Here is a 24,766-nt window from a genome sequence, read left to right as displayed (position 1 = left end):
ACCGACCAACCTCGAGGAGGGAGGCGACCCTGTGTATGCCGGGCGAGTACTTCTTTCTCCAGGCGCCCCTGACTCGAGTATGCGTGTCTCGATACCGGGGATGCCGGGCATCTACTACGACACCGACGCCGAATCGACGGCGGTCACCCTCGCGCTCACCGCGGCGGGTCGCCGAGCACCGAAACCACACGGGTACGCCGTGCAGGCGCTTCCGTACCTCTGGGGCTTCGATGTCGACCTCAACGACGTGCCGCCGGATCATCCGCTGCAGTATCTCCACCCGGATGGCGCCCGGAGCATCCAGGAGTTCGCGCCCGACGAGAACCTCGAGCGGCTGGCGGGCGACGCCGACCGACTCGGGCGAGTGCTGTGGGCGATCAACGAGGAGACGGAGCGGGGCATCGAGCAGTTGATCGGCAAACGGCGCGAGGAGGAGACTCGAGGGACGACGATCGAAATCGAGTCCGGTGAGTCCGGGGACCGCGATCGGGACCAGAATCGAGGTCAAGACCGGGGCCAGGATCAGCGTACGAAACGACCTCGCGCCGACGAGTTCGGAGAAGACGTCATCGAACCCGGACCCGACCCCGACGCCGACGCCGACCCCGACGTCGATCCCGACTCCAGCCACGAACCGGACTCCGACCCTCGAGCGTAGTCATTGTTCGCAGCCACTGTTCGTAGTCACTGTTCGGATGACTTCGCCAGAGAGAATCCACGAGTATCGGCTGCTGTCGAACGTTCTGCCGAGAAAATCGCCTACACCTACAGCCGCGGCAAGAACGCGTACAACAGCAACCCGAACGCGAGGTGCTGGAGCATCGTTTGCTCGACGGTCGTTCGGACGTAGTCCTCGTCGGCGATGGCGTACTCCTTCGTGCGGACCTTCGCGTGCATCGAGAGCACACCCTCGTCCTCCAGCTCGTGGAGGCTCGGGTAGACCGTCCCGGGGCTGAGTTGGGCACCGAAGAGGTGCGTCAGGTCCGAGAGGAGTTCTTTGCCGTGGGTTTCGCCGTGGAGCGAGATGAGCATGAGGAGGATCTCGTCGAGATTCTCCTTGATGATGGCGTCGTCGAACTGGACATCGTCGGTCGGGAGCGCACTCGTGACCTCCGCCATGAGTTCGTCGAGTTCGCGCTCGACGGCCCGGCTGTCTTCTTTGGTCGTCCCGATCGTGATATCGTACTGTGCTGACTGCCCTGCCGCAGTCGCCGCGCTCGAGAACTGCTCGAGGACGGACTTCGTATTGGGGGGTTGCTCACGCATTTTCGAACACCTGGGGGGTTCACGACCGAACGCACCACCCTTCCCCACGCACGGGAGAACGGTTGGATTGATTCCATTTCCGATCGTGAATTACTCAAGAGGATGAACTACCACGTAATAAAGAACGTGGCCGATTCTTGCCGGTATGAAAACCGATTGTCCGAGATAGAACGTTGCGTTAGAAGCACTCAGATTCCGGTTGAGGGGGGTTTACGGGCGAATCTTAAACTCATATACGAAATAGCATATGTCGTCCATCTCGACGGCCGAATCTGGACGGCCGGCGTCGTCGAGAAGATGGCGGTTCGCCGTCAGGAAAGGCTCGTCGCCTCGTCCCGGATGATGCTCACCATCTCGCTCGGCTGACTCGAGTCCTCCTCCTCCTCGTCCAGTCGGCGCTCGACGCGACGTTCGGCCATCCGCGCGATCATCACGTGTTCCTCGAGGTCGTCCCCGCTGATCTTCGAGATGTACTCGAGGCTCTGGGCGTGGGCGCCAAAGAGCGTCCCCGACAGCGACTCGAGGGGGTACTCGAGGCTCGCGGGTTCGTCGTAGCGGCGGTTGTGGATCTCGCCGAGCGAGAGGCCGCGCAGGTAGGAGGTCATTTGCTTGCGGACGAGCGGGCTGATCCACCCGAGGGTTTCGTAGTACCGCAGGCAGTTGAGCGCGCCGGTGGTGCCGAAGGTCTCGCCGAGGTAGCGGGCCCACTTGATCGTCGCGTCGGCGTGGGCCGAGGACTGTTCGAGCGATTCGAGGTACGGGGTGGGGGTGGGGGATGACATGATGGGGGTGTGGGGTGCCTGGCCGCCTGGCTGCGTGTCTGTTGGGTTCTTCGCCGGAGCAGGCATGAACATTCCCGTCATTTCGAGCGGTGAGTCGAGCGATGAGTCGCGGACGGCGGTGCTCGCCTTCGCGTCTCGGGTGTGAGCCTCGCTCACACGACGTCCCAACATCTGCAGGGTTCGGAAGGGTTTACCCGTTGCACGCGATTGACTCGCGCATGAAGATTCTGGTCACAGACCCCATCGACGACGCGGGTCTGGACGTACTTCGCGACGCCGGCCACGAGGTCGAGACGGCCTACGAACTCGAGGGCGAGGCGCTCCTCGAGGCGGTTTCGACGGCACACGGATTGATCGTGCGCTCCGGGACGGAGGTCACACGCGGGGTCCTGGAAGCGGGCGAGAACCTCGTGATCGTCGGGCGGGCGGGTATTGGGGTCGACAACATCGACATCGAGGCAGCCACTGACGAGGGGGTCATCGTCGCCAACGCGCCGGAGGGGAACGTCCGCGCGGCCGCCGAGCACACGGTCGCGATGACGTTCGCCGCCGCCCGCTCGATTCCGCAGGCCCACGCCCGCCTGAAGGACGGCGAGTGGGCCAAGAGCGAGTTTCTCGGGACCGAACTCAACGGTAAGACCCTCGGCATCGTCGGCCTTGGCCGGGTCGGCCAGGAGGTCGCGAAGAAACTCGACGCCCTCGGCATGGACCTCGTCGCCTACGATCCCTACATCTCTGAGGAGCGCGCCGACCGCCTCGGCGCCGAACTCGTCGACCTCGAGACCTGCCTCGAGCGCGGCGACTTCCTGACGATACACACCCCGCTGACCCCGGAGACGGAAGGGTTGATCGGCGACGCCGAACTCGAGCGTTTCGGCCACGGCTACCTCGTGAACGTCGGTCGCGGGGGCATCGTCGACGAGGACGCGCTCGCGGCGAAGGTCGAGCAGGGAGTGGTGGCGGGTGCGGCGCTCGACGTCTTCCGCGAGGAACCGCTTCCCGAAGACTCGCCGCTGCTGTTCGTCGAGGACGTCATCGTCACGCCCCACCTCGGCGCGTCGACCGAGGCCGCCCAGGAGAACGTCGCGACCTCGACGGCCGAACAGGTCGTTGCCGCCCTCGCGGAGGAACCCGTCGCGAACGCGCTCAACGCCCCCTCGATCGACGAGAGCGCGTTCCCGCGCCTCGAGCCTTACATCAACATCGCCGAGACGGCGGGCAAGATCGCCGCCCAGGTGCTCGACGCTCGCATCGAATCCATCGAGGTGCGCTACGAGGGCGACATCGCCGAGGAGGACGTCGAGTTCATCACCGCCTCGGCGCTGAAGGGCGTCTTCGAACCACTCGAGTGGCAGGTCAACGCCGTGAACGCCCCCCAGATCGCCGAGGACCGCGGTGTCGACGTGACCGAGTCGAAGAGTCGCCAGAGCGCGGACTTCCAGAGCCTGATCTCGGTCACGGTCTCGAGCGGCGACGACGCGATCACGGTCGACGGCACCCTGTTCGCGGGCGACGATCCGCGGATCGTTCGCATCGACGACTACCGCGTCGACGCTATCCCCCACGGGAAGATGGTCGTCACCCGGAACACGGACGAACCCGGCGTCATCGGCCTCATCGGGACCGTGATGGGTGCCCACGGCGTCAACATCGCAGGGATGTTCAACGCTCGCGAGGCCCACGGCGGGGAGGCGCTGACCGTCTACAACGTCGACGGCGAGGTGCCCGACGAGGCGAGGGAGGAACTCGAGGCCGACGAACGGATCATCAGAGTTCGGTACATCACGCTGAACGGGTAGTAGCCCGTTTGGGTGATTCGGATTCGTTTTCGGTCGTCGTCGCTCGAGTTGTCAGAAACGCTCATTTATCCCGCGCTTGGTGGTGTATACAGTGCAACACCAGTTGAGTCACGCCGTGCTCGTCGGCGACCCCGTGATCGGTACCGACGCGCACGTTCGACTCCTGGTCGACGCCATCGTCGCGACAGCGGCGGTCTCGAGCGGACACACTTCGAAGACGACTACGCTGACGTAATTTCGCTGCTCGAGGATCGATTCGACGCACGACCTGACGAGAGCGACGTCGTCTATGAGGGGAACGCCGCCGAGGATGTCGGCGACGTACTGAACGCGTTGCTCACGATCGACTCCTGGCAGCGAGTGCACGCGCTCAGGTCGATTCGGCTCTTCCACGACGGTCGGTGCTGTCTCGAGTACGTCCCGGAACATACGTCGTTCACCCTCGACGAGGACGCGAATCCCGCCGTTATTTCGGCCGTTCGCACGGTACTCGAGGCCCATCCGGCGGGCGTGTTCTCGACGGAACCGTTCGTCGAGTGGAAGGACGGCGAGACGTCGTACCCCATCGCACCACCATCGCTCTGTGTGGGAAATACGTGCTCCGGCGTGCAGATGTTGGCCGGAATCGAACCCGATCGCGATCGTCGCGTGATCGCGCTCTCCTGGTACGAGCCGTCAGCGGGCGTTCTCGGGAGCATGGTCGGTGGAATTCTCGGACTCGGTGCGGACATCGTCGTCGGTGCTGGGGTGAGTGCAGTGTGGGCGTACGAGACCGACCGACGAAATGTACGGGAAACGTAGCAAGAGGGCGTAGTACGATCTCTCTATCGACCAATCATGTTCTGGATGCCTCCCGAAGAGTCATGGTTTTTGCATACGACATATCCTCAATGAACCGAAGGCGCGTACTCACTCTCGCCGGAGCGAGCGCCAGTGTTCCAGGCGGATACGTCGCGTGGAACTGGTATCGATCCCCCTCCCTGCCGGACGGAATGGACGTCGAAACGTTGTACGTTAGCGGAGACGTGTTCGGCGAGCCAGCGCCGCCCGATCGCGATCTGGGCTCGAGAGAGGAGCGACACAGGGTTATCGAAGACGAGGAGACGGGAGCGGACGAGATCACGTTCGACGATTCTGCGATCACGTTCGTCGAAGAGACCGATTTCGACGCCTCGTCTCTCGTGGTCGTCCAGACGGGAATGCAAACCGAACCCAATCTCGCACTCGAGGCGGTCTCTCGCACCGACGACGGACTTCACCTCGACGTAACCGTCGAACACCCGTGGTGGCGCGGCGTGAACGACGATCTGGGAATCCACTCGCTGCTCGTCAGGGTCACTGACGAGAGAGCCGAGGCCCTCGAGTCGGTTTCGGTGGCTATCGAGGGATACGTCTAATGCCGATCACTGACGCGGACGAAGAGTGACGCACCTACGCGAACTTCTGCACGGTGACCTCGAGCGTGTCGAGATCCACGATGGGCGCGTAGCCGGAGTCGGGGTCGATGTTGACGCTCTTCTGGAAGTCCGTCTGGGCCTGCCAGCACCCGGAGTTGATCGCGAGCACGTTGTGGTACTTCCCGAACCCGAGTTTGTGGACGTGGCCGGTGTGGAAGATGTCGGGCACCTCGTCGATGATCAGGTGGTCCTTCTCCTCGGGGGCGAGGCGGGTGTGGCCGCCGAACTGGGGCGCGACGTGGCGCTTCTTGAGGAGGTGGTACATCGCCTTGTGCGGGTCGTCGTAGCTCGCCTTCTCGGCTGGCAACTCGGCGATCACCTCGTCCAGGCTGACGCCGTGGTACATCAGGACGGAGACGCCCTCGACGGTGACCATCGCGGGGTTGCTCACGATCTGTGCGTCGTGGGCGGTCATAATCTCGCGCAGGTTCTCGTCGAACCCGGGCTGGGGTTCGGCCAGGCGAACCGCGTCGTGATTGCCCGGGATCATCACGATCTCGAGGTCGCCCGGAACCTGCTTGAGGTACTCGCTGAAGCGTTCGTACTGGTCGTAGATGTCGATAATGTCGAGTTCCTCGTCCTGGTTCGGGTAGATCCCGACGCCCTCGACCATGTCGCCGGCGATGAGCAGGTACTCGACGTGCTGGGCGTCCTCGGTGTGGAGCCAGTCGGTAAAGCGGTTCCAGGCGTCGTGCATGAACTCCTGGCTGCCGACGTGGACGTCGCTGATGAGCGCCGCCTGGACGTGGCGGTCGGCCGTCGAGGGCTGGTGGGTCCGGGGGACGTCCGGAAAGTACATGGAGTCGACGAAGGCGATGCCCGCGTCGTCCGAGAGCGTTCCCTCCATCGCGAGCACCTCATCACAGAGCAACTCGTCGACCAGGTCGGCGTAGTCGCGGTCCTTCATCACCAGCCACGGGAAGGTCCCGGTGGCGTCCTCGAGTTCGATCAGCCAGTGGCCGCTGGCCGTCGAGCGAATGTCGTTGACCAACCCGACCATCCCGACCTCGCCGCCGCCGGGCATCGCCTGGATGGCGGTCGCCGGACGGTGGTTGACCCGGCCCCGGAGTTTACCGCCGAGGCGCTCGAGGCGGTCGCGAAAGACCGCCACGAAGTCTTCGTACTCGCCGGTGCCGGTACTCTGGCCGGTCATGTCGTTGGCGACGTCGATCGACTGCCGATTCGGGTCGAGCGGTGTTCTCGGAGCGGAACTCCCCTTCGTTTCGACTGGAGCGCTCCCCTCGCCTTGTGGCGATACGTCGGCGGTGGTTCCAGTCGAAACAGAGGGGTCCTGGCGAGCGGACGTCGGCTCGCTCGAGGCCGGCTGATCGATTGCGCCGTCGAGCGCCGTCCTGACGTCCTCGGTCCGGAGGACGAGCGCATTCTCGGGGGCGGCGTCGATAGCGCGTTCGAGGACGCTGGCGGGGTCGTCCGCGGTGGCGATAAGCGTCACCGCCTCGCGGTCGGCGTTGTAGCCGCGACTCGTGAGTTCGCTGACGATCCGGGCTGGCCCCTCGAGTGGCACGTCCTGCGTATTCGTGAGTGACGATAAAAGGATGGCGGATACGACTGTCCGTTCGAGCGACGACCTGTCGGCGTGAGAACGCGAGTCACCCTCGAACAGAAAATTGATTGCCGCGTCCCCCAAACCGGGAGTCGATGAGCGGTGACGGCGGCGACGACCGACAGGCGGACTCGAGTGAGCGCGCCGACGGCACCGGGCCGGAACGTCCGAGCGACCGGGCGGACGGCGATCAGTCGAGGGACGATGGTACCGAACGGGCCGACTCGAGTCGACCACCTGCGGAAGACGACTCGAGTGCGGGCCGAAGCGACTCATCGTCGCCGGCGGGGGCGTCCGGCGATGGTGGCGATAGAGACGGTGTCGGTAGCGGTGGCGACAACGTTGGTAGCAGCGGTAGCAGCGGTAGCGGCGGCAGCGGTGGCGGTGACGTCGGTAACGCAAGCGGTGACAGCGATGGCAGTGTCGGTATGTCCGAAGGCCAGTCGACGCTCGCCAGCGAGACCGCCCGGGAGCGCGACCGAACACCGCCACCGCCACGACGGGCGCGGCCGGACGACGACCGGGTGACGATCGAAGACGACGGCCCGATTCGCTGGTTCCTCCGGACCAACAACGGCACCGTCGTCGCCGTCCGCGACGTGCTGAGCAGCGTCGCGCTCGTAGCCGTCATCGGCCTGGTTCTCTTCGGCGTCAGCGGCATCTGGCCGCCGCTGGTCGCCGTCGAGAGCGGGAGCATGGAACCCAACATGGAGCGCGGGGACATGATCTTCGTCGTCGCCGAGGATCGGTTCGTCGGCGACGGTTCGATCGACGGAACCGGAATCGTCACCCGCGAATTGGGCCTCGAGAACGGCCACGAGAAGTTCGGCGGTGCCGGCGACGTGATCATCTTCCGACCGGACGGCAACGCACGCGAGACGCCGGTGATCCACCGCGCCCACTTCTGGGTCGAGGCCGACGAGAACTGGGTCGACGGGCAGGCGAACCCGGAGTTCGTCAACGGCGCCAGCTGCGATCGGGTTCGGGCCTGCCCGGCCCCCCACGACGGGTTCATCACGAAAGGCGACGCCAACAGCGGCTACGACCAGACGGCGAACGTCGGCGCCGACACGTCGGTCGTCAAACCCGAGTGGACCACCGGCAAGGGCATGTTCCGGATCCCGTGGCTCGGGCACGTTCGGCTGGGCTTCGAGAAACTCTTCCCGTTCGCGGTGATTCCGGCCGTCTCGAGCAGCCTCTCCCTCCTGTCACCGACGCTTCTCGGGATGGTCGGCGCAATTGGATTCGCGTATCCACCGTGCTCGAGACGGCGCTGATCGTCCCGGCGCTGACCAGCCGACTCGCGTGAGTCTCGATTCGTGTGGTCGCGTCGTATCGCCTTCAGACTCAAACTCGCCCGAACGTCTCGTTCGAGATGCGCACCGGCGACGGCGTCGGCCCCGAGAGCGTGAGGTTGGACTCGGTTCGGACCCGAAGCCGTCTCCCGGTTCGCCGCTGTCGGCGTTCGGTTCGGCCGTCGCTCCGATCGGACTCGCGGCCGAAGGCCGCCTGCCAGGACGACGGCAGTTCGCGCACGCGTTTTTCGACGGTCGTTTTCCCGACGTCGTCGGCTTCTTCGTAGCCCAGTTGCGTTCGTTCGGTCGTGCGTTCAGTCGTGAGCTCCGATGTGAGCGTCCCCTCGGGTTCGCGTTCGACCGTATCGGTCGCCTCGAGTTCGCGGGCGACGCGCCCGAGTTCGTCGAAGAGTTCGCTCGCGATGGTGTCGTCGGCGTCGATGGCGTCGTCGGTCGTGGGGTCGTGAGCGCCGTCACCGATGGCGGCGTCGGCGAGCAGGTCGTCGGGCGAGTCGACGTCGAAGGCGTCGAGTACGGCGTCCGGATCGGGTGTGACGTCGTCGAAGACGTCCGAGGCGTCAGAGGCATCCGGTTCGTCCCTGGGGTAGTCGCTCATAGCTACTCGAGCGCTCCACCCCGTCCCTATTGGTTAGTCTCCTGTTAACCACTGTTTCGACGCGGCTGCGGGCACTCTCCGTCTCGTTTGTCAGCGCCTACCGTGGTGGCGCCCAGGCCGATTTCACCCACCGATCACTCGAGTCCGTCGCCGTCCAGGCGAAACACAGCCCGCGTCTCCGCGTCGGTCCGCTCCGTCTCGACGCGGGTTACCGTCACGTCCGCCTCGAACTCGCGGGCCAGTCCCTCGAGGATGCCGTGGGCCATTGCCGGGTGATCGCGGTGTGAGCGGTAAGTGACCTGGAGACCCGATTCGGTCGACTCGCAGGTTACCGTCGGCGGTCGGTTCTCGGCCGACTTGGCTGCGAGCGCAGCGGCGATCTCTTCGAGCGCCTCGAGGAGGTCGACGAGCGACCAGTCCTCTCGCCAGTGCGCGCGGAAGTTCTGGAGCAACGCGGGAGCGAGCGTCCGGCCGAAGTCGCGCTCGACGGCCGCCACCTCGTGACCCGACAGCTCGGCGACGGTCTCGAGAATCGTCGCGATCTCCTCGTCGGGGTAGTGCGATACCGGCAGGTAGAGCCGGGGATCGATCCCCGAGCGCTCGAGGACGACCGCCCAGCTCGCTTCGTCGGTCTTCTCGACGACGTAGGTCTTCAGCGTCTGGTGGACGAGTCCGTGCATCTGGGACGAGTGTGGGTCGCGTAGTCGATGATTCGTCGGTACCCCCGGCGAGTCTCCCGTGAACTTCCGCCGAATCTCCCGTTCGAATCGATGATTCGACCCAACCGTAATATGTCGTTCGACTCATGGGTCTTCGGCCGTCCGTTCGCGGCAATTTTCCCGGTGATCCGAGATCAGTCGAGGTGGCCCGCGCTCTCGAGCGCCTCGGCGACGACTGGCGCGACGGAGACGGCGCTCGCCGGTCGCTCGAGGGTATCGGTGCCGTAGACGGCCTCGACCCCGGCGTTCGAGAGGCGCGTGTAGGCGTTCCGAACGAGAAGCGGGTGGACACAGGTGACGAAGACGCGCCCGACGCCGCGCTCGCCGAGGACGCCGACGGCCTCGCTCATCGTGCCGCCGGTGGCGATGATGTCGTCGACGACGACGACGTCTCGATTCGCGACGTCGACATCGCTCGGGGAGATCTCCACGTCGGTGCCGGAGCGACGAACCTTCTCGAAGTAGTCTGTCTCCCCGCGACCGTAGGCGTCGCGAACGGTTTCGGCCAGTTCGATTGCGCCCGAATCCGGGGAGAGGAAGACCGGCTCCTCGAGGTCGGCTGGCAGGGGCTCGGCGAGAACGCTCGCGGCGTCGACCGGGGTCGCCGCCGGGTCGAAGAAGTCACAGACCGACGTCTCGTGGGGCGTGACGACGAACGTCGCGTCGGCGCCGGTCGAGATCGACCGGGCGACGGCGCGCGCCGAGATCGGCTGGCCGGGCTCGAACGCCCTATCCTGGCGGCCGTAGCCCATGTACGGGACGACGGTGACGACCTCGGATGCACCGGCCTCCCGGGCGGCGTCTTGCAGACAGAGCAGTTCGACGTGGGCGTCGCTCGAGGCTGTCGCGGCGACGACGACGACGCGTTCGCCCTCGAGGTCAGCCGACTCACCCTCGAGGCTGACGAACAGTTCGCCGTCTGGGAAGCGGTCGTAGGCGACGCTGGCGAGCGTCGCGTCGCGTTCGCGGGCCAGGGCGGCCGCAAGCGCCTGGGAACTCGAGGCGCTGACGATGGTGGTCATACGCGTGGAAAGCGTGCCCGTGGTAAAACCCGTTTTCGTTCGTCGCTCGCGTCGTCCTCGCCTCCGCTTCACCGCTCCCGCCGCCTACGTCTCCGCTTCGCCGCGCTCGTCGTCCTCGCCGCTACTTCGTCCGGCGGTCGTCGACTCGAGTCCCTACTCGTCGCTCTCGTTCGCTTCTTCGGCGTCCTGGGCGTCCTCGATGTCCACGTCGCCGGAGCCGCAGGGACCGCCCTCGGTGACGCCGGCGATGCGGACCGTCCCGTCCCGGCGGACCAGGACGATGAGGTTGAGACAGTCGGGCTCGCTCCAGTTCGCCGGCGTCACCTGCGTGAAGTCCCCGCCGTCGATGCGAGCGGTCACCCGGAAGTCGCCCCGTTCGTCGGGCCAGTCGGCCTCGAGCGTGGCGCCGCCGGTCTCGTCGTCGAACTCGTGCGTCGACCAGTGGGCGATTTCGCCGTCGTATTCGACGAGGACGTCGACCGTGTGGTTTGCGTCGTCGAGGTTCTCGACGGTGATTTCGCCGAGGCGAGTTCCGGCCGGTACGGGGTCCTCGTCGTCCGATCCGTCCCCATTTCCGTTCTCGTTCCCGTCACCTTCGTCGGCCGATCCCAGACAGCCAGCGGTCGCCATTGCACCGGCGATCCCCGTCGCTGCGAGCACCCGTCTGCGTGTCAATTCGGTCATATTCGAGCGAATGGGGTGCCCTACTGATAACTCCCCGTCAGACGCTCGTCTGACGCATTCGGGCCGGCTCAGGCGCGCTCGAGCGGAACGACCATCGCGGCGACGCCGCGGACACCAATCGCGTGGGGCCGCCAGCGGGACTCGGTTCCCGGTCCCCGATCTGGGTCGGCCACCAGGACGGTTCCGTCCTCGGTAACCGCGTAGACGCCCTCGCCGTAGGCGACGTCTACGAGGTCGGGGTTCGGCGCTTCGAGGCGCCGCCAGCCGTTTTCGCTCGCCGTTTCGGGGTCCGCTCCGTCCGTGCCGTGTTCGTACACTGCGTCGCCCAGCGCGTGGGCGCGAGCGAGCGATCCGGGGTCGCTCAGCGGATCCGCCGCGACCCGATCGAACGCTCCCTCGAGGTCGCGCATCCAGCCGTTACCGAGGCGGTACAGTCCGTCGGCGGTCGCTGCCAGGGGGACGCCGGCGGCTGAGACGTCGCGGACGGACGAGAGACCGGCGTGTGCGAGTCGGGTTCCCGAACGCCGGTAGACGCCTGCATCGGTCGCGAGGAGGTCGCCGTCGGCGGCTCTAACGGTCGGTTCCTCGGGCGACTTCGCGTCGGCAAACGTGAGGTCGCGCCAGTCGCTCGCCGCGAGCGCCTCGAGGGCCAGACTACCCGCCCGGCCGTTCGCGTCCGCGGCCAGCAGCGTCCCGTCGCGTATTCCGACGGCGACGGCGGGACCGAAGTCGGTTCGAGCGAACGCTGGCTCCTCGGACTCGCTCGACAGGTCACAGACCAGCACGTCCTCGTCGGTCGCGACGGCCAGCCAGCCGACGCCCGTCGCGAGGTCGCGGGCGGTACAGCGCTCGAGCAGCGAGAACTCGCCGACAGCGTCCCCCGAAATCAGCACGCGGACGACGCCCATCTCGGCCACGACGTAGGCCGCCGTCGCCCCCTCGCGAGCACCGTAGACGCGTTTTTCGTCGATCGAGACCATACCTCGAGTCGAGCGGCGCAGGCCGAAAGGTTTGCTGTCTGTCGTTGGTCTCCGAGAACGCTCCAGAAAACACTATAGAAATTATAGTAAAATCGGAGCGCTCGAGCGTGCTCGAAGCCGACCAGACCGCTTCGGAACCACTTTGACCTCGCCCGCTAGAGTTCCCGGCAATGAAGGTATTCGGATCGAGCGGGACCCGCGGCGTCGCCAACGAGGAACTGACGCCGGCGTTCGTACTCCGGGTCGCCAAAGCGGCGGGGACCGCCTGGGGGGTCGACCGGGTCGCAGTCGCTCGAGACACCCGGTACACGGGTCGAATGATGGCCGACGCGGCCACGAGCGGACTGGCGAGTACGGGAACGGACGTCGACCGCCTCGGGATCGTCCCCACGCCCGGTGCGCAGTTCTACGCCGAGCGTGAGGGAGTGCCGACCATCGTCATCACGGCCTCGCACAACCCGCCCCAGTACAACGGCGTCAAACTCGTGGGAAGCGACGGGGTCGAACTCGCGGTGTCCGATCTCGAGGAGATCGAACAGACCCTGCTCGGAGAGACGTTCTCGGTCGCATCGTGGGACGAGACGGGCCGCGTTCGTGAGGTCGACGGCGTGCGTGAGGACTACGTCGACGAGTTGCTGGCGAACGTCGACCGCGAGAAGATCGCCGACGCCGGGCTAACGGTCGCGCTCGATCCCGGTCACGGCGCCGGCTCGCTCACGAGTCCCGGCTTCTTCCGGGCGCTCGGCTGCCGCGTCGTCACGGTCAACGCCCAGCCCGACGGCCACTTCCCCGGCCGGGACCCGGAGCCGGTCAGCCAGAACCTCACCGATCTCGGTCGACTCGTCCGGGCGACCGACGCGGACCTCGGAGTAGCCCACGACGGGGACGCCGACCGGGCCATCTTCTTCGACGAGACCGGCACCTACGTGGAGGGCGACGCCACCCTGGCCGCCCTCGCCGCCGCGGAACTCGAGCCCGACGACGTCACCGTCTCCGCGGTCAACGTCTCCCAGCGGCTGGTCGACGTGGCCAACGACGTCGGCGCCGATCTCGAGTTGACGCCGATCGGCTCGACGAACATCATCACCCGAATCGAGGAACTCGAGTTGAACGACCGCCACGTCCCGATCGCGGGTGAGGGCAACGGCGGGATCTTCTTCCCCGACTTCCGGCTCGCCCGGGACGGCGGCTACACGGCCGCGCGATTCCTCGAACTCGTCGCCGACCGCCCGGTGAGCGAGATCGTCGCGCCCTACGACGGCTACGCGAACGTTCGCCGAAACGTTGCCTACGAGTCGACCGCCGAGCGCGACGCGATGCTCGACGCGGCGGCCAACCAGGCCCAGTCGTCCGACGCCGAACTCAACACGCGCGACGGCTATCGCCTGGATCACGGCGACGCGTGGGTGCTCGCGCGGCCCTCGGGCACCGAGCCGCTCGTCCGGATCTACGCCGAGGCGCGCGAGCGAGAGCGGGCCGAGGCGCTCGTCACCGAGATGCACGAGGCGCTGATCGAGGCGAAAGAGCAAGCCTGATCTGTTGTCGATTACGAAGGCGGCCCCCGGAGCGACGCATTCGAGTAGGCTCCCGCCACACTACGAACTATGCGCGAGTTACTCGAGGCCGTGGCCGCGGGGGAGTGTTCGCCCGCCGAGGCCGAGGCCCAACTCAGCGGATACGTCACGGGCGAAGCGGGCCGCTTCGATGCCGCGAGAGACACCCGTCGAGGGATCCCCGAGGCGATCCTCGCGGAGGGAAAGACACCGGAACAGGTCGTGAGTCTGGCAACGACCGCCCTCGAGACGACGGGCCGGGCGCTCGTGACCCGGCTCGAGGACGCTCACGTCGACGCACTCGAGGAACGTCTGGAGGAGCCCGTCCCGGACGCCACGGTCGACCGCCGAGGAACGACCCTCCTCGCGACCGCGGCGGACCACGACCGACCGGCCCTCGAGGCGACCGTGGCCATCGTCACCGCGGGCACGGTCGACGGCCCGGTCGCCGACGAGGCCGCCCTGGTCTGTGCCGACGCCGGCCTCGAGGTCGACCGGCTCGACGACGTCGGCGTCGCCGCGCTCACCCGACTGATCGACCAGGTCGACCGAGTGCGCGCGGCCGACGTGGCGATCGTCGCGGCCGGCCGCGAGGGGGCGCTCCCGACCGTCGTCGCGGGTCTCGTCGACACCCCCGTTATCGGCGTGCCGGTCTCGAGTGGCTACGGCCACGGCGGCGACGGCGAAGCCGCCCTGGCGGGGATGCTTCAGTCGTGTACCGTCCTTTCGGTTGTGAACATCGACGCCGGCTTCGTCGCCGGTGCCCAGGCGACGCTGATCGCTCGAGCGATCGACGAGGCCCGAACCGGCGAGTCGTAAGTCGCAGTAACGAAAGATAATGTTTCTTTCTGTAAAAACTTGGCAGCGTTTGGCAAAGGCTATTTATCGATCGGGCACTAATTCGAGATGCCGGCGTCGTCCCGGCATACCATGCCAACGTGTACCCACTGCGGCGCGCACGTCTCCGAGCGCTTCGCACGCGTCTTCGCCGACGAAGACGGGAAGATCCACGCGTGTATCAGCTGTTCGGCCAACGCTGGAATCGCGGAAGCGGCGAGAGAGCGCGCCACCAGTTCCTGAGCGGCCAGCCCAGACGAACACCGGCGGACCCCACGCCGTAGCGAGGCTTTTTGATATCGCCCACCTTACTGATCGGCGAGTTCGATGACCGAGCGACACACGGTGTACGTCCTCGAGTGCGCCGACGGCAGCCTCTACACCGGCTACACGACCGACCTCGAGCGACGCGTCGACGAGCACAACGCGGGAACGGGGGCGAAGTACACCCGCGGTCGTGGTCCCGTCGAGGTCGTCCACGTCGAACGCTACGCCTCGAAGTCGACAGCGATGAGCAGGGAGTACGAGATCAAGCAGTTCGCCCGCTCGCGGAAGGAGCGGTTGGTCGGCCTCGAGGGTGAGCAAGTCGAGTAGGGTCAGTATATCGAGTAGGGCAAGTAGGGCGGGAATAACGCCGAAAACCAATCCGTTTCTGACCGAACGACTGGATTCCGTTCTGGACGCTCCGGTGTGCGTGTATAGACTTTCCGTCGAAAACCGTTAACTCACTCGCGGGGGTACGAACAGTGGTGTTTGGTAACACTCAACATGATGCCGAACGCCGGTTACCGCTCGAACCACACCGAGCGGGAGGGGGACCATGGCAACAGAAACACACGCACACGACGACACGAGGGGCGACATCGAGGAAACGCTCGGCATCGTTCCGGGTTTTCTCGATACGCTCCCGGAGGAGGCCCTCGAGAACGAGTGGCCTACCATGAAGCGCTTCCTCTTCGGCGAGACGGCACTCGATCCGAAGACGCGCGAACTGGTCGGCCTCGCGGTGGCGGCCGCGATCGGCTGTGAGTACTGTCGACACTTCCACCGGGGGGTGGCACAGCTCCACGGCGCGACCGAGGCGGAACTCGCGGAACTGTCGTTCCTCGCGAGCTACACGCCGCGATACAGCGCGATGATCCAGGCACAGGACTACGATCTCGAGACCTTCTACGAGGAGGCCGAGCAAATCGCCGCCCACGTCCAGGAAGGGGCGGCTGGCGACGACTGAGGGAGGCGACTAACGGAGACAACCACATGACGACAGCACACAAACTCGACTGCGAATCGGCGGCAAACGATTGCCGATTCGTCGTCCAGTCCGAAGACGAGGGAGAGGCGATCGAACTGGCGAGAAATCACATGAAGGAGGTCCACGGGAAGGACTATACGGACGAGGAACTGCAGACTGAATACCTGCAATCGGTCTGAGTGCCGTCCGGCGATTCGGTTTTTTGGTCAGTCGCTGGGGCTCGAGCCCGAGCCCGAGCCCGAACTCGACTCTGCACCTGCACCCGAACCCGAACTCGAATCCGACGCTCGCGGCGTCGTCACCTCGGGGGAGATGAACGCGTACTCGACCAGCAGACGGCCGAGTTTCTCGACGCGCTCCTCGAGATTTGGGTCGACGAACGCCCGGCCGTCGATGGCGTTCGGGTCGGCCTCGAACTGACTGGACGCGTTCCGGATGCCGACCTGGTGCGGGAGGACCCAGCCGTGAACGCCCCGGACGGTGATCCGGAGGTGGTCCAGGGTCGACCCGTAGGTTCCGCCGCCGGCGGTCGCCAGCAGGCCGACAGTGGTGTCCTCGTACTCGTCCCAGCCGCAGTAGTCGTGGAAGTTCTTCAGGGCCCCGGAGTACGATCCGTGGTAGACGGGCGTTCCGAGGACGACCGCGTCGGCGTCTCGGACGATCCGTTTCGCGGCGTCTCCGTCTCCCTGGCCGTCGACGTCGGGGTCGTAGACGGGGAGGTCGTACTCGCGGAGGTCGAGTAGCGTCGTTTCGGCGCCGGCGTCCGCTGCAGCCTCGAGAACGTACTGGAGGGCCGTTCGGGTCGTACTCTCCTCGCGGAGGCTCCCCGAGACGGCGACGACGTGTGGAGCGGCTTCCATACGCGCTCTACCGGGTCGCGCGGTAAAACGGACTCGATACGGCCAGCCGTTACTTCTTCCGGCCGCGTCTCGGATCGACCGTGGTTCGACTGCGTTCTGGAATGACCGTGATTCAACGGTGTCTCAGAACGACCGCGTATCGATGCTCGAGGCTGTCGGCCCTGGACCACCTAGTGGCCGCGGCGTCACCCTCGTGTGCGTGCGTCGGTTTTTTCGACCGGGGCGACGACGGTTCGCGTATGGATCCGGAGACGGAAACGGACGCGACGGCGGCCGACGACAGGGCAGCGATTTCCTTCGGCACCGACGGCTGGCGAGCCACGCTCGAGGAGTTCACCGCACCGCGCGTGCGGATGGTCGCCCAGGCTATCGCGACGACGCTCCGCGAGGAGGGGAAGACGGCACCGGTCGTCGTCGGCTACGACGCCCGCGAGACCTCCCGCGGGTTCGCCGAGGAGGTCAGCCGCGTCCTGTGTGCCAACGGTTTCGACGTCCTGTTGAGCGACCGCGACCGGCCGACGCCGCTGTGCGCGCACGCGGTCGTCGACCGGAACCTCTCGGCGGCGGTCGTGATCACGGCCTCGCACAACCCGCCGTCGTACAACGGCATCAAGTTCATCCCCGACGACGGCGCTCCGGCGCTCCCCCCGGTCATGGACGCCATCGCGGACTCGCTCGCCGTCCCCGATCCGCTGCCTGAGGCGGAGCACGGTTCGGTTCGCGAGGTCGACCTCGTCGACGCACACGCCGAGGCCTGTCTCGAAGTCGTTCGCTCGGTTTCCGGGGATATCGACCCCGAAGACGCACTCGAGGGACTGCCCATCGCCTACGACGCGATGCACGGCAGCGGCCGGGGGACGACTGACGCCCTCCTCAAGCGCGTCGGGGCGAGCGTCGAGCGCCTCCGGTGCACTCGCGATCCGGAGTTCGGCGGGGGATCGCCCGAACCCGCCGCCGAGAACCTCGAAGAACTGGTCGAGGCGGTCACCGAAGGGGACGCAGCGCTCGGGATCGCCAACGACGGTGACGCCGACCGCGTGGCGGTCGTCACGCCCGACCGCGGCCTCCTCGACGAGAACCTCTTCTTCGCCGCGCTCTACGACTTCCTGCTCGAGTCGAACGACGGGCCGGCGATTCGGACGGTGTCGACGACCTTCCTGATCGACCGGATCGCCGAGGCCCACGGCGAGTCAGTCCACGAGGTTCCCGTCGGCTTCAAGTGGGTCGCCCAGGCGATGGCCGACCACGACGCCCTCGTCGGCGGCGAGGAGTCAGGCGGGTTCACCGTCCGCGGCCACGTCCGCGAGAAAGACGGCGTGCTGATGGGCCTGCTCGCGGCCGTCGTACACGCCGCGGAACCGATTGACGACCGGGTCGACCGCCTGCTCGAGACCCACGGCGACGTCACCCAGGGAAAGACCAGCGTCGCCTGCCCCGACGACGAGAAGGCTGCCGTACTGGCGGCGCTCGAGGACGAAATCCCCGACGCGGTCGCGGGGACACCGGTCGCGACCGTCAACACGGCCGACGGGTTCAAACTGACCCTCGAGGACGGCTCCTGGGTGCTCGTCCGCCCGAGCGGAACCGAACCCGTCCTGCGCGTCTACGCCGAGGCCGAACGCGCTCGTCGCGTCCAGGACCTGCTCGAGGCGGGCGAGGGGTTGCTCGAGCCGCTCGTCTGACGAACACGCTCTACTGGTGCGATGATCGTCACCCGGTAATCACTCCCTTCGTTCCGGAAACCGCACCCATCACCGCGATTTGGGGCCAAGGTTTTTGCGAACGCCCGTGGGCGGTTGCCTATGGCGGATACGACGAACTACAGCGACGAACTCACGAGAGATGAAGTGGCCGATATGCTCCAGGAAATGGCGCGCGAGATCCGCGGCCAGGGCGATGCCAACATCGCAGTCGGTAATAAGATGGTGACGCTTTCACCCGATGCGCAAATCAAGTACGATATCGAGATCGAGGAGCGCTCCCCGATGCTCGGCAGTCGGCGCGAGGAGATCGATTTGACGCTCAGGTGGGGAGTGAAGAATCAGAAGGGGAGCTCAGGTGGGGAGTGAAGAATCAGAAGGGGAGACGCACGCCCCTCGAGAGCGGCCTGAGGGTTGGGTGCTCGAGTGGGCCTACCGGACTCGTCACCGTCGGGACTCGGCGAAGGTTGCTCTCGCCGGGCCGACGATTATCCCTCGAGAACCCGTTCATCCGCTATGACGAAACGCGACACCGAGGACGCGGCCTACATGCAACTGACGCCCGATAGCTGGCACCAGCACGACGGCAGCTACGCGATCGACTGCCCGGAGTGTGGGTCGATGGCGTCGCTCTCGAACGTCATCGAGCACAACCGGTGTAACGGGTTCCTCGCTCGCCACTCCGAGGGCGATTCGGAGGGGACGGACTGTACGGCGAAGCTGTGGTTCGAACTGGGATACTCCGAGGAACCGCCGTCCTCGGACGAGAGCGCGACTGAGTCGACCGCGACGACGACTGCGGAGGACGACGATGTCGAGGACAAACACGACAGTCCGGCGGGTACCGACGGGACGGTCGACGAGTCCCAGCGCGGGTGAGCGACGAGCCGTCGTCGCTGGAGGGGCCAGGGCTCGCCTCGAGTTAGCCGGATTGGCCGATTACCTCGAGTCAGCGCAAACGGTCGATCCCCTCGAGCCAGACGGACCGACCTCTTCCCTCGAGCGACCTCTACCGCACTGTTCGCGCACCGTTCGCGCTCAGTTCACGCTGAGTTCCCTCACTCGCCTCGAGCCAATCGCGTCCCGATCTTTTCGGGGAGCCCCACCTCGGCCACGGCCTGCTGGACGCGCTCGACGTCGTAGGCGACGCGACGCGTTTCTACCTCGAGCGCGTCGAGATCGAGGACGGCGTAGGCTGCCCGGGGGTCGCCGTCTCGCGGCTGACCGACGCTGCCCGGATTCACAATGATCCCCTCAGCGTAGCGTTCGACGTGCTGAACGTGGGTGTGGCCGAGCACCAGTACCGACTCGTCCTCGAGCAGTCGCGGCGAGAAGTCCCGCGGGTACGTGTACCGGTCGGGATCCGCGGGGTGGCCGTGGGCGATTTTCACCTGGCCGTCGAACGCGAGGCGCTCGTCGGGCAGCGAGGCGAGCCACTCCCGCTGGTCGTCAGTCAGGCGTTCGCGGGCGAGTTCGACCCCCGCCGCGGCCATCGCGTTGAACCGAAACGTCGTCTCTCGAGCGACCGCCCGGTCGTGATTCCCCATCACCGTCGGCACCTCGAGGTCCCGCAGCCGTTCGACGCACTCGGCCGGCCAGGGATTGTAGCCCACGACGTCACCCGCACAGACCAGCGCGTCGACGTCGGGGAGGTCCGCGAGGACGGCCTCGAGCGCGGGGAGGTTCCCGTGCACGTCAGAGCAGAGTCCGATCCGCATGGCTGTCACTACTGACGTGAGATACATGTATGTGCGGGCGTGCGAACGCTCCGAGCGAAACCGGCCACAACGGTTATGTCGCGGGTGTCAGCGGCCAGAACAGTAATGAGCGGGGCCCGTGACCCTTCGCCTAACGTCGACTCGACGTCGCCACCATGGAACCGAGTATCCCCGAATCGATCGAGGCACCGTCGAACGTGCTCCTCGTTCACGAAACGAACCAGCCAGTAGACGCCTGCCACGACCTCTGCCAGTCGTGCTCGGAGGTCGCCGAGTTGCGCGTCTCGTTCGCCGGGGCCCAGACGGACTGTCGGCCGACGGCTAGCGACGGTCCCGCGAAACTCGGCATCATCTCCGTCGGCGACGTCCTCCGTGCGGCCGAGGCTACCATGGGGCCGGATTACTCCGCCCCGTTCGTCGTCGATGCGATCGACGACCCGACCGACCTGTCGGCCCTCGGCGTCACGATCAGCGAGTTCTGCGAACAGTGGGGCGAGCAGTACCACGTCCGGATCTGCTTTCACTCCCTGGACATGCTCCTGCGCTACGCCCCGCCGAAGCAGGTGTTTCACTTCGCGTACGTCCTTACCAAACGGCTCTCGAGCGTCGGCGCCATCGCTCACTTCCACCTCGACCCGACGGCGCACGAGGATCGCATCGTCGCGACGTTTGGCTCGATGTTCGACGAGGTAGTCGTCGACGAGAGCGTCCAGGACGACCTGCCGGAGGCGACCGACGACGACGTTGCGGCGTTGCTGTCGAACTGGGACGCCGAAGACGAGTACGAGTCCTGGCCCACGATCGACCTGGCCGACTTCGACGAAGCGACCGACGACGACGTCGCTCGCGTGCTCGAGAACTGATTTTGCCATCCGGTTCGTCGCTCGAAGCAACACTCGAGCGACGGCTCCGCCGTCTCGAGGCACCCTATACGAAGGCGACGCCGGTGATCGACAGCAATACGATTAGCAGTGCTCCGGGAACGCCGCCGAGGGCGACGATCACAAGCACGATCGGGGTGATGGTGATCTCGAAGACAAACAGCCACTGCACGGCCAGGAGGACGAGCAACCCGGCGACCGCGTTGGCGAAGAACGGTCGAACGGTGTCGATGAGCCGCGATGCGCCGAATACGAACGCGAGGGCGAGAACCAGGATCAGGATCTCGAGGCCGGTGACCATGTCGGCTGACACACCACCGGAGATGAAAAGCGCGTCCATTCACAAACGAAAGCCTTTACGCACCGCGCCCAGAAGTACGGACACGGGACCGTGGGTTAGCCTGGTATACTTCGGGCCTTGGGTGCCCGTGACCCCGGTTCAAATCCGGGCGGTCCCATGATTTTTGTCGCGAACATCGCCGTGAGCGACGGAAACGAGATGAGCGACCGAATTTGAACCGTACCAGTCGCGCACAACGAAGTGAGCCCGTCTGGTCTTGGTTCAAATCCGGGCGGTCCCACTTCTGTCGTTGCGAGCAATCTCGCGAGCGACGCCAACGTGAAAAGCCGGATTTGAACCAGGGAGGTGCTCCGCTCCGACCGTGGTTCACAATCCGGGCGGTCCCATCCTCTTAATTCAGATCGAGCTATCACACTCTCACCTTCACCTCCACCAGCGTCGGCCCTCAACCGACCGGGCGGTATTGGTGACCCTTACCGTCAAACTCGTGGCGCCCAGCGAGCCCAGTGGATGCTTCGCCAGACTAACCCGGAGATGGCCTCGAAGCTGTACTCTCTACCACTAGCACTTATAACGCGAGCTATCGTGTTATGCGTTACCATGGGCGACGGACTTGAGTCAGCGTTCGCAGATGCAATACTCAGCGTGTGTCGGACGGCAGTCGGGGATGAATTACGAAGCATCACGTATTTCACCGAGGATCAGGTTGAGCAAATCTACCTCCGGTCTGATCTCGATCGAACGGCTGATCTCATCGGGTTCGCCGAGTTGGAACGGAACGGCTTTCGAGCGGACGAGCTATACCGAGATACGCAGTTGGGTGAGTACCAGGCCACTATTCGAATGTTCGAATACGGGTATCTGACACGCGTTATTCACGACCGCTATGGTGCCTGGGTGACGACTGACTCGATGTCGATGGAGCGGTTCGAAGAACTCACCACTGCTCTCAAATCGGTCCTGGTAACGAATACGGGTGACACTACTGAGGAGTGAGTGAACCTCCTTATTTGGTCTCGTCGCGAACAAACCCGCGAGCGACGCGGCGTGATGAGTCCGAATTTGAATGAAGGAGAACGTCCGATCCGGCCATAATTCACGATTGGTGGTCCTGTCCTCAACCCGCTAGTGTGAGTTCTCCCTTCGCCGGACTACAACGCAATCGATCGGGGACTAATGCGACGATCATCACGAGGTGGTGCCCCCTGCGCAACTCCTGTGCCGAGTACGAGTCGCGTCACTCCGTTCGCTCCGCCTCGAGCGAGAGCCACCAGAGGTGCCACCGCCCCTTCACGTGCAGGTGCTCGAGCGTTCCGTCCTCGACCATGGCCGACAGCTGTTCGTGCATCTCTTCGACCGGAACCGAGTACTGGTCGGCCAAGTACTGCGTATTGACGACGGGCACGGGTGCGGCCCGAATCGAATCGACGATCGCCTGTGGGGTGACCGGACTGTCGTCACTGTCGACGGAATCTGAACCCCCGTCCTCCCGCAGTCGATGTTCGCTATCGATTGGCATAGACGAACTACTCCCCCGGACGTGTTGAACCCTCCACCTGGCCGTCACCGTCGTGTCGTCTACAGCCCGCGCCGTCACGTTCCGCAGACGAGTCACCTGGCGTGAACGTCATCGCGAGAGCGAGTAGGCATTATCAGTGCGACGGTGGTACGACGGGTGCCATGACGGCAGTCAAAGTCATCCGCGTGATGGGTACGTCAGAGGAGTCCTGGGAAGAAGCCGCTCGAGAAGCGTTCCGCGAGGCGAGCCAGACGGTCGACGACATCTCGGGAATCAACGTCGAACGGTGGACGGCCGACGTCGAGGACGGCGAAATCGTGGAGTACAAGGCGACGACGGAGATCGCGTTCCCGGTCGAGCACTCGTAGTCGCACTCGAGGGCTGCGTCGTCCGCCGACGCCTCGAGACGGGACGGCCGGGTGGCAGCCAGACGAACCGAACGCCGACGAGAGCCGACCGGCCGCCGTGACGCGACACGTTTTTCTCGCCACCGGTCCGTCTTCGATTATATGTTCCGTTCTGGCGCGTTCGTCGCCGAGCACGTCTCGCCGGCGATCGACGAACAGGTACAGCCCAACGGCGTCGACCTCACCGTCGACGTCGTCTTCGACCAGCTCGAGCCGGGCCGGATAACCCGCGACGGCAAGGAGATCGGCGACCGGGTCGCCCGCCCGCTCGAGGAACTCGAGCGCAAGGACCCCGATAAGTACTACCTGCCGGTCGGTTCCTACATCGTGCGGTACGGCGAGCAGATTCGGGTACCTGAAGGCCACGTCGGCTTCGTCTATCCGCGCTCGTCGCTCATGCGAAACTCGTGTATGCTCAACACGGCCGTCTGGGACGCGGGCTACGAGGGTCGCGGCGAGGGCCTGTTGCAGGTCCACCACGACGTCGAACTCGAGCGCGGGGCGCGGATCGCCCAGCTCGTCTTCGCACAGGCTGATCACGACGAGACCTACGACGGGAGCTACCAGGGCGAGAATCTCTGATTGAGAGCGTCTTCGGCACCGATCACCGTTTCCTGGTCGTCATTCCGAGCGCGTTTCTCGACATCGCCACCGGCCGACTCATCGCTCGAACCGCTTCGTCGGCGGCCGAGCGTACGCGTCCCTGCGCCCGGTGGAGCGGCACCACGGCTCGTTTTCCGGCCTCGGCGGCGACGTCCCAGCTCACTCGCTCGACGAACTCGCCGCGCGAGCGCGCCCACCGGCTCGGGTGCGCGAGGACGTACAGCCGCGGACAGGCGCCCGACTCGAGCAGTTCGACGAGGTCCTCGGTGGTGTCGATGCGGCCGATAGTCGGGTCGACGACGCCCCAGTGGCGACCGGTGTCCGAGACGTACGTCGGCTTCCGCGGATCCGCATCGTCCGTTTCGATCGATCCGTAGGCAGTCCCGGCGAGTCCGTACCGTTCGGGCGGCCGCGCGTCGTCCCACAGGTCGGTGTTGAGGTGGGGCGAGAGCGGACTGCCGTGTGAACATGCCGTCGTCACGTCGACGTGGGCGCGAAACCGCTCGAGGTTCCGCTCGAACGCTTCGTAAGCGAGCTCCCGATTTCCCCCCGCCCGTGCGAGGTCCTCGTAGTGGTAGCCGACTTCGTGACCGAGGTCGACGAGGGTGCGAGCGAACTCGGGACTGAACGTCGACGTGCGGAGGTAGTAGGTCGCCTCGACGCCGTACTCGGCCTCGAGGTGAGCCATCGAGCACGCGATGCTCGGCCGCCGGTCGACGTCGTGGCGAACGATTGCGTACCGTTCGGGGACCGTCTCCGTCTCGAGGAACGACGCCACGGAGTACGTCTCGTACCCCCGTTCGTTCAGGGTCTGGAGTAGCCGTTCGTACGCATCGAACGTAAAGTCCCGAACGACGAACTGTCGGTCTCCAAGGAGGGTCATGTACTACCGATACTTTCTTCCCAGTGATAATTATCGAGTTGCTACCGATGGGCTGGATGACGGTACGG

At 65.6% G+C, this 24,766-nt stretch carries 31 protein-coding genes and 1 tRNA gene; 19 read left to right on the top strand and 13 right to left on the bottom strand.

The window, feature by feature from the left end; translation table 11 throughout:
• The first annotated feature begins 79 nt into the window (after window positions 1–79).
• The gene (locus ACFQO4_RS07370; protein WP_500260265.1) at window positions 80–658 is read left to right on the top strand and encodes a hypothetical protein; all 579 of its coding nucleotides are present in this window, start codon (window positions 80–82) and stop codon (window positions 656–658) included.
• A gap of 107 nt (window positions 659–765) precedes the next feature.
• Here ACFQO4_RS07370 and ACFQO4_RS07365 read toward each other — a convergent pair whose 3' ends face one another.
• Both ACFQO4_RS07365 and ACFQO4_RS07360 read right to left on the bottom strand, forming a co-directional pair.
• Window positions 766–1,266 (bottom strand): PadR family transcriptional regulator, encoded by a 501-nt coding sequence (locus ACFQO4_RS07365; protein ID WP_312911057.1) that lies wholly within the window; start codon window positions 1,264–1,266, stop codon window positions 766–768.
• 311 nt (window positions 1,267–1,577) lie between these two features.
• Complete coding sequence (locus tag ACFQO4_RS07360; protein ID WP_500260481.1) at window positions 1,578–2,048, bottom strand: FlaD/FlaE family flagellar protein; 471 nt, start codon at window positions 2,046–2,048, stop codon at window positions 1,578–1,580.
• A 218-nt stretch (window positions 2,049–2,266) separates the two neighbouring features.
• Between ACFQO4_RS07360 and serA the strand changes: the two genes are divergently transcribed.
• From serA to ACFQO4_RS07345, 3 genes are all read left to right on the top strand, one after another.
• On the top strand, window positions 2,267–3,847 hold the full coding sequence (gene serA, locus ACFQO4_RS07355; RefSeq protein ID WP_500260264.1) for a phosphoglycerate dehydrogenase: 1,581 nt from the start codon (window positions 2,267–2,269) through the stop codon (window positions 3,845–3,847).
• Between the two features lie 48 nt (window positions 3,848–3,895).
• Window positions 3,896–4,648, top strand: a complete 753-nt coding sequence (locus ACFQO4_RS07350; protein WP_500260263.1) for a hypothetical protein — start codon at window positions 3,896–3,898, stop codon at window positions 4,646–4,648.
• 89 nt (window positions 4,649–4,737) lie between these two features.
• On the top strand, window positions 4,738–5,244 hold the full coding sequence (locus ACFQO4_RS07345; RefSeq protein WP_500260262.1) for a hypothetical protein: 507 nt from the start codon (window positions 4,738–4,740) through the stop codon (window positions 5,242–5,244).
• A gap of 34 nt (window positions 5,245–5,278) precedes the next feature.
• On the opposite strand, the gene ACFQO4_RS07340 is transcribed toward ACFQO4_RS07345, so the two are convergent.
• Window positions 5,279–6,829 (bottom strand): DNA-directed DNA polymerase II small subunit, encoded by a 1,551-nt coding sequence (locus ACFQO4_RS07340; protein WP_500260261.1) that lies wholly within the window; start codon window positions 6,827–6,829, stop codon window positions 5,279–5,281.
• 134 nt (window positions 6,830–6,963) lie between these two features.
• On the opposite strand from ACFQO4_RS07340, the gene ACFQO4_RS07335 reads away from it, so the two are divergent.
• A complete protein-coding gene (locus ACFQO4_RS07335; protein WP_500260260.1) occupies window positions 6,964–8,145 on the top strand; it encodes a S24/S26 family peptidase in 1,182 nt (393 codons plus the stop codon).
• A 70-nt stretch (window positions 8,146–8,215) separates the two neighbouring features.
• On the opposite strand, the gene ACFQO4_RS07330 is transcribed toward ACFQO4_RS07335, so the two are convergent.
• The 5 genes from ACFQO4_RS07330 to ACFQO4_RS07310 all read right to left on the bottom strand — a co-directional run bounded on the left by ACFQO4_RS07330 (window position 8,216) and on the right by ACFQO4_RS07310 (window position 12,184).
• On the bottom strand, window positions 8,216–8,779 hold the full coding sequence (locus tag ACFQO4_RS07330; RefSeq protein WP_500260259.1) for a hypothetical protein: 564 nt from the start codon (window positions 8,777–8,779) through the stop codon (window positions 8,216–8,218).
• A 134-nt stretch (window positions 8,780–8,913) separates the two neighbouring features.
• A complete protein-coding gene (locus ACFQO4_RS07325; RefSeq protein ID WP_500260258.1) occupies window positions 8,914–9,459 on the bottom strand; it encodes a heme NO-binding domain-containing protein in 546 nt (181 codons plus the stop codon).
• Window positions 9,460–9,632: 173 nt separating this feature from the next.
• On the bottom strand, window positions 9,633–10,520 hold the full coding sequence (locus tag ACFQO4_RS07320) for a ribose-phosphate diphosphokinase (RefSeq protein WP_500260257.1): 888 nt from the start codon (window positions 10,518–10,520) through the stop codon (window positions 9,633–9,635).
• 153 nt (window positions 10,521–10,673) lie between these two features.
• Complete coding sequence (locus ACFQO4_RS07315) at window positions 10,674–11,204, bottom strand: hypothetical protein (protein WP_500260256.1); 531 nt, start codon at window positions 11,202–11,204, stop codon at window positions 10,674–10,676.
• Between the two features lie 68 nt (window positions 11,205–11,272).
• Window positions 11,273–12,184, bottom strand: coding sequence for an HVO_0234 family beta-propeller protein (locus tag ACFQO4_RS07310; RefSeq protein WP_500260255.1), 912 nt, complete (start codon window positions 12,182–12,184; stop codon window positions 11,273–11,275).
• Between the two features lie 170 nt (window positions 12,185–12,354).
• Here ACFQO4_RS07310 and glmM point away from each other — a divergent pair, with 170 nt between their 5' ends.
• The 6 genes from glmM (at window position 12,355) to ACFQO4_RS07280 (ending at window position 16,005) form a co-directional block, all read left to right on the top strand.
• Complete coding sequence (gene glmM / locus ACFQO4_RS07305; RefSeq protein ID WP_500260254.1) at window positions 12,355–13,719, top strand: phosphoglucosamine mutase; 1,365 nt, start codon at window positions 12,355–12,357, stop codon at window positions 13,717–13,719.
• A 69-nt stretch (window positions 13,720–13,788) separates the two neighbouring features.
• Window positions 13,789–14,556, top strand: a complete 768-nt coding sequence (larB, locus tag ACFQO4_RS07300; RefSeq protein ID WP_500260253.1) for a nickel pincer cofactor biosynthesis protein LarB — start codon at window positions 13,789–13,791, stop codon at window positions 14,554–14,556.
• 111 nt (window positions 14,557–14,667) lie between these two features.
• Window positions 14,668–14,817 (top strand): DUF7563 family protein, encoded by a 150-nt coding sequence (locus ACFQO4_RS07295; RefSeq protein ID WP_253431981.1) that lies wholly within the window; start codon window positions 14,668–14,670, stop codon window positions 14,815–14,817.
• An 84-nt stretch (window positions 14,818–14,901) separates the two neighbouring features.
• Complete coding sequence (locus tag ACFQO4_RS07290) at window positions 14,902–15,168, top strand: GIY-YIG nuclease family protein (protein WP_500260252.1); 267 nt, start codon at window positions 14,902–14,904, stop codon at window positions 15,166–15,168.
• Between the two features lie 226 nt (window positions 15,169–15,394).
• Window positions 15,395–15,805: a carboxymuconolactone decarboxylase family protein gene (locus tag ACFQO4_RS07285; protein ID WP_500260251.1), complete on the top strand. Its 411-nt coding sequence runs from the start codon at window positions 15,395–15,397 to the stop codon at window positions 15,803–15,805.
• Between the two features lie 26 nt (window positions 15,806–15,831).
• Complete coding sequence (locus ACFQO4_RS07280; RefSeq protein ID WP_312911086.1) at window positions 15,832–16,005, top strand: DUF1059 domain-containing protein; 174 nt, start codon at window positions 15,832–15,834, stop codon at window positions 16,003–16,005.
• 27 nt (window positions 16,006–16,032) lie between these two features.
• On the opposite strand, the gene ACFQO4_RS07275 is transcribed toward ACFQO4_RS07280, so the two are convergent.
• Window positions 16,033–16,686, bottom strand: a complete 654-nt coding sequence (locus tag ACFQO4_RS07275) for an NADPH-dependent FMN reductase (RefSeq protein WP_500260250.1) — start codon at window positions 16,684–16,686, stop codon at window positions 16,033–16,035.
• A 239-nt stretch (window positions 16,687–16,925) separates the two neighbouring features.
• Here ACFQO4_RS07275 and ACFQO4_RS07270 point away from each other — a divergent pair, with 239 nt between their 5' ends.
• The 3 genes from ACFQO4_RS07270 (at window position 16,926) to ACFQO4_RS07260 (ending at window position 19,265) form a co-directional block, all read left to right on the top strand.
• Window positions 16,926–18,368 (top strand): phosphoglucomutase/phosphomannomutase family protein, encoded by a 1,443-nt coding sequence (locus tag ACFQO4_RS07270; protein WP_500260249.1) that lies wholly within the window; start codon window positions 16,926–16,928, stop codon window positions 18,366–18,368.
• Window positions 18,369–18,488: 120 nt separating this feature from the next.
• A complete protein-coding gene (locus ACFQO4_RS07265) occupies window positions 18,489–18,755 on the top strand; it encodes an amphi-Trp domain-containing protein (protein WP_500260248.1) in 267 nt (88 codons plus the stop codon).
• A 147-nt stretch (window positions 18,756–18,902) separates the two neighbouring features.
• A complete protein-coding gene (locus ACFQO4_RS07260; RefSeq protein WP_500260247.1) occupies window positions 18,903–19,265 on the top strand; it encodes a hypothetical protein in 363 nt (120 codons plus the stop codon).
• Between the two features lie 179 nt (window positions 19,266–19,444).
• Here ACFQO4_RS07260 and ACFQO4_RS07255 read toward each other — a convergent pair whose 3' ends face one another.
• Window positions 19,445–20,104 (bottom strand): metallophosphoesterase family protein, encoded by a 660-nt coding sequence (locus ACFQO4_RS07255; RefSeq protein ID WP_500260246.1) that lies wholly within the window; start codon window positions 20,102–20,104, stop codon window positions 19,445–19,447.
• A 155-nt stretch (window positions 20,105–20,259) separates the two neighbouring features.
• Here ACFQO4_RS07255 and ACFQO4_RS07250 point away from each other — a divergent pair, with 155 nt between their 5' ends.
• Window positions 20,260–20,967 carry a DUF7504 family protein gene (locus tag ACFQO4_RS07250; protein WP_500260245.1) on the top strand — a complete coding sequence of 236 codons (708 nt, stop codon included), beginning with the start codon at window positions 20,260–20,262 and terminating at the stop codon, window positions 20,965–20,967.
• 64 nt (window positions 20,968–21,031) lie between these two features.
• Here ACFQO4_RS07250 and ACFQO4_RS07245 read toward each other — a convergent pair whose 3' ends face one another.
• Window positions 21,032–21,286: a pro-sigmaK processing inhibitor BofA family protein gene (locus ACFQO4_RS07245; RefSeq protein ID WP_500260480.1), complete on the bottom strand. Its 255-nt coding sequence runs from the start codon at window positions 21,284–21,286 to the stop codon at window positions 21,032–21,034.
• 84 nt (window positions 21,287–21,370) lie between these two features.
• Here ACFQO4_RS07245 and ACFQO4_RS07240 point away from each other — a divergent pair.
• Window positions 21,371–21,443: transfer RNA gene (locus ACFQO4_RS07240), tRNA-Pro, on the top strand.
• A 443-nt stretch (window positions 21,444–21,886) separates the two neighbouring features.
• Window positions 21,887–22,282, top strand: a complete 396-nt coding sequence (locus ACFQO4_RS07235; RefSeq protein WP_500260479.1) for a DUF7522 family protein — start codon at window positions 21,887–21,889, stop codon at window positions 22,280–22,282.
• Window positions 22,283–22,523: 241 nt separating this feature from the next.
• Here ACFQO4_RS07235 and ACFQO4_RS07230 read toward each other — a convergent pair whose 3' ends face one another.
• Entirely contained in the window at window positions 22,524–22,805 is a 282-nt protein-coding gene (locus ACFQO4_RS07230; protein WP_500260244.1) for a hypothetical protein, read from the bottom strand.
• A gap of 161 nt (window positions 22,806–22,966) precedes the next feature.
• Here ACFQO4_RS07230 and ACFQO4_RS07225 point away from each other — a divergent pair, with 161 nt between their 5' ends.
• The gene (locus tag ACFQO4_RS07225; protein ID WP_253432011.1) at window positions 22,967–23,173 is read left to right on the top strand and encodes a dodecin family protein; all 207 of its coding nucleotides are present in this window, start codon (window positions 22,967–22,969) and stop codon (window positions 23,171–23,173) included.
• Window positions 23,174–23,314: 141 nt separating this feature from the next.
• Window positions 23,315–23,794 carry a deoxyuridine 5'-triphosphate nucleotidohydrolase gene (locus tag ACFQO4_RS07220; RefSeq protein WP_500260243.1) on the top strand — a complete coding sequence of 160 codons (480 nt, stop codon included), beginning with the start codon at window positions 23,315–23,317 and terminating at the stop codon, window positions 23,792–23,794.
• A 22-nt stretch (window positions 23,795–23,816) separates the two neighbouring features.
• Here ACFQO4_RS07220 and ACFQO4_RS07215 read toward each other — a convergent pair whose 3' ends face one another.
• Window positions 23,817–24,698, bottom strand: coding sequence for a hypothetical protein (locus ACFQO4_RS07215; protein ID WP_500260242.1), 882 nt, complete (start codon window positions 24,696–24,698; stop codon window positions 23,817–23,819).
• Window positions 24,699–24,766 lie beyond the last annotated feature (68 nt).

The organism is Saliphagus sp. GCM10025334 (genome assembly GCF_042663485.1).
Classification (GTDB): Archaea; Halobacteriota; Halobacteria; order Halobacteriales; family Natrialbaceae; genus Natronosalvus.
The sequence above is the reverse complement of the archived record's forward strand: the minus strand, read 5'-3'. Positions and strand labels throughout refer to the sequence as shown.

Bases quoted from the DNA above. Each gene is read 5' to 3' on its own strand.
- ACFQO4_RS07260 (WP_500260247.1), top strand. From the start codon at position 18,903: ATGACGAAACGCGACACCGAGGACGCGGCCTACATGCAACTGACGCCC.
- ACFQO4_RS07250 (WP_500260245.1), top strand. From the start codon at position 20,260: ATGGAACCGAGTATCCCCGAATCGATCGAGGCACCGTCGAACGTGCTC.
- glmM (WP_500260254.1), top strand. From the start codon at position 12,355: ATGAAGGTATTCGGATCGAGCGGGACCCGCGGCGTCGCCAACGAGGAA.
- ACFQO4_RS07365 (WP_312911057.1), bottom strand. From the start codon at position 1,266: ATGCGTGAGCAACCCCCCAATACGAAGTCCGTCCTCGAGCAGTTCTCG.
- ACFQO4_RS07235 (WP_500260479.1), top strand. From the start codon at position 21,887: ATGGGCGACGGACTTGAGTCAGCGTTCGCAGATGCAATACTCAGCGTG.
- ACFQO4_RS07370 (WP_500260265.1), top strand. From the start codon at position 80: ATGCGTGTCTCGATACCGGGGATGCCGGGCATCTACTACGACACCGAC.
- ACFQO4_RS07270 (WP_500260249.1), top strand. From the start codon at position 16,926: ATGGATCCGGAGACGGAAACGGACGCGACGGCGGCCGACGACAGGGCA.
- ACFQO4_RS07295 (WP_253431981.1), top strand. From the start codon at position 14,668: ATGCCAACGTGTACCCACTGCGGCGCGCACGTCTCCGAGCGCTTCGCA.
- ACFQO4_RS07315 (WP_500260256.1), bottom strand. From the start codon at position 11,204: ATGACCGAATTGACACGCAGACGGGTGCTCGCAGCGACGGGGATCGCC.
- ACFQO4_RS07245 (WP_500260480.1), bottom strand. From the start codon at position 21,286: ATGGTCACCGGCCTCGAGATCCTGATCCTGGTTCTCGCCCTCGCGTTC.
- ACFQO4_RS07325 (WP_500260258.1), bottom strand. From the start codon at position 9,459: ATGCACGGACTCGTCCACCAGACGCTGAAGACCTACGTCGTCGAGAAG.
- ACFQO4_RS07360 (WP_500260481.1), bottom strand. From the start codon at position 2,048: ATGTCATCCCCCACCCCCACCCCGTACCTCGAATCGCTCGAACAGTCC.
- larB (WP_500260253.1), top strand. From the start codon at position 13,789: ATGCGCGAGTTACTCGAGGCCGTGGCCGCGGGGGAGTGTTCGCCCGCC.
- ACFQO4_RS07335 (WP_500260260.1), top strand. From the start codon at position 6,964: ATGAGCGGTGACGGCGGCGACGACCGACAGGCGGACTCGAGTGAGCGC.
- ACFQO4_RS07230 (WP_500260244.1), bottom strand. From the start codon at position 22,805: ATGCCAATCGATAGCGAACATCGACTGCGGGAGGACGGGGGTTCAGAT.
- ACFQO4_RS07255 (WP_500260246.1), bottom strand. From the start codon at position 20,104: ATGCGGATCGGACTCTGCTCTGACGTGCACGGGAACCTCCCCGCGCTC.
- ACFQO4_RS07290 (WP_500260252.1), top strand. From the start codon at position 14,902: ATGACCGAGCGACACACGGTGTACGTCCTCGAGTGCGCCGACGGCAGC.
- ACFQO4_RS07285 (WP_500260251.1), top strand. From the start codon at position 15,395: ATGGCAACAGAAACACACGCACACGACGACACGAGGGGCGACATCGAG.
- ACFQO4_RS07225 (WP_253432011.1), top strand. From the start codon at position 22,967: ATGACGGCAGTCAAAGTCATCCGCGTGATGGGTACGTCAGAGGAGTCC.
- ACFQO4_RS07275 (WP_500260250.1), bottom strand. From the start codon at position 16,686: ATGGAAGCCGCTCCACACGTCGTCGCCGTCTCGGGGAGCCTCCGCGAG.
- ACFQO4_RS07265 (WP_500260248.1), top strand. From the start codon at position 18,489: ATGGCGGATACGACGAACTACAGCGACGAACTCACGAGAGATGAAGTG.
- ACFQO4_RS07280 (WP_312911086.1), top strand. From the start codon at position 15,832: ATGACGACAGCACACAAACTCGACTGCGAATCGGCGGCAAACGATTGC.
- ACFQO4_RS07320 (WP_500260257.1), bottom strand. From the start codon at position 10,520: ATGACCACCATCGTCAGCGCCTCGAGTTCCCAGGCGCTTGCGGCCGCC.
- ACFQO4_RS07330 (WP_500260259.1), bottom strand. From the start codon at position 8,779: ATGAGCGACTACCCCAGGGACGAACCGGATGCCTCTGACGCCTCGGAC.
- ACFQO4_RS07345 (WP_500260262.1), top strand. From the start codon at position 4,738: ATGAACCGAAGGCGCGTACTCACTCTCGCCGGAGCGAGCGCCAGTGTT.
- serA (WP_500260264.1), top strand. From the start codon at position 2,267: ATGAAGATTCTGGTCACAGACCCCATCGACGACGCGGGTCTGGACGTA.
- ACFQO4_RS07220 (WP_500260243.1), top strand. From the start codon at position 23,315: ATGTTCCGTTCTGGCGCGTTCGTCGCCGAGCACGTCTCGCCGGCGATC.
- ACFQO4_RS07310 (WP_500260255.1), bottom strand. From the start codon at position 12,184: ATGGTCTCGATCGACGAAAAACGCGTCTACGGTGCTCGCGAGGGGGCG.
- ACFQO4_RS07215 (WP_500260242.1), bottom strand. From the start codon at position 24,698: ATGACCCTCCTTGGAGACCGACAGTTCGTCGTTCGGGACTTTACGTTC.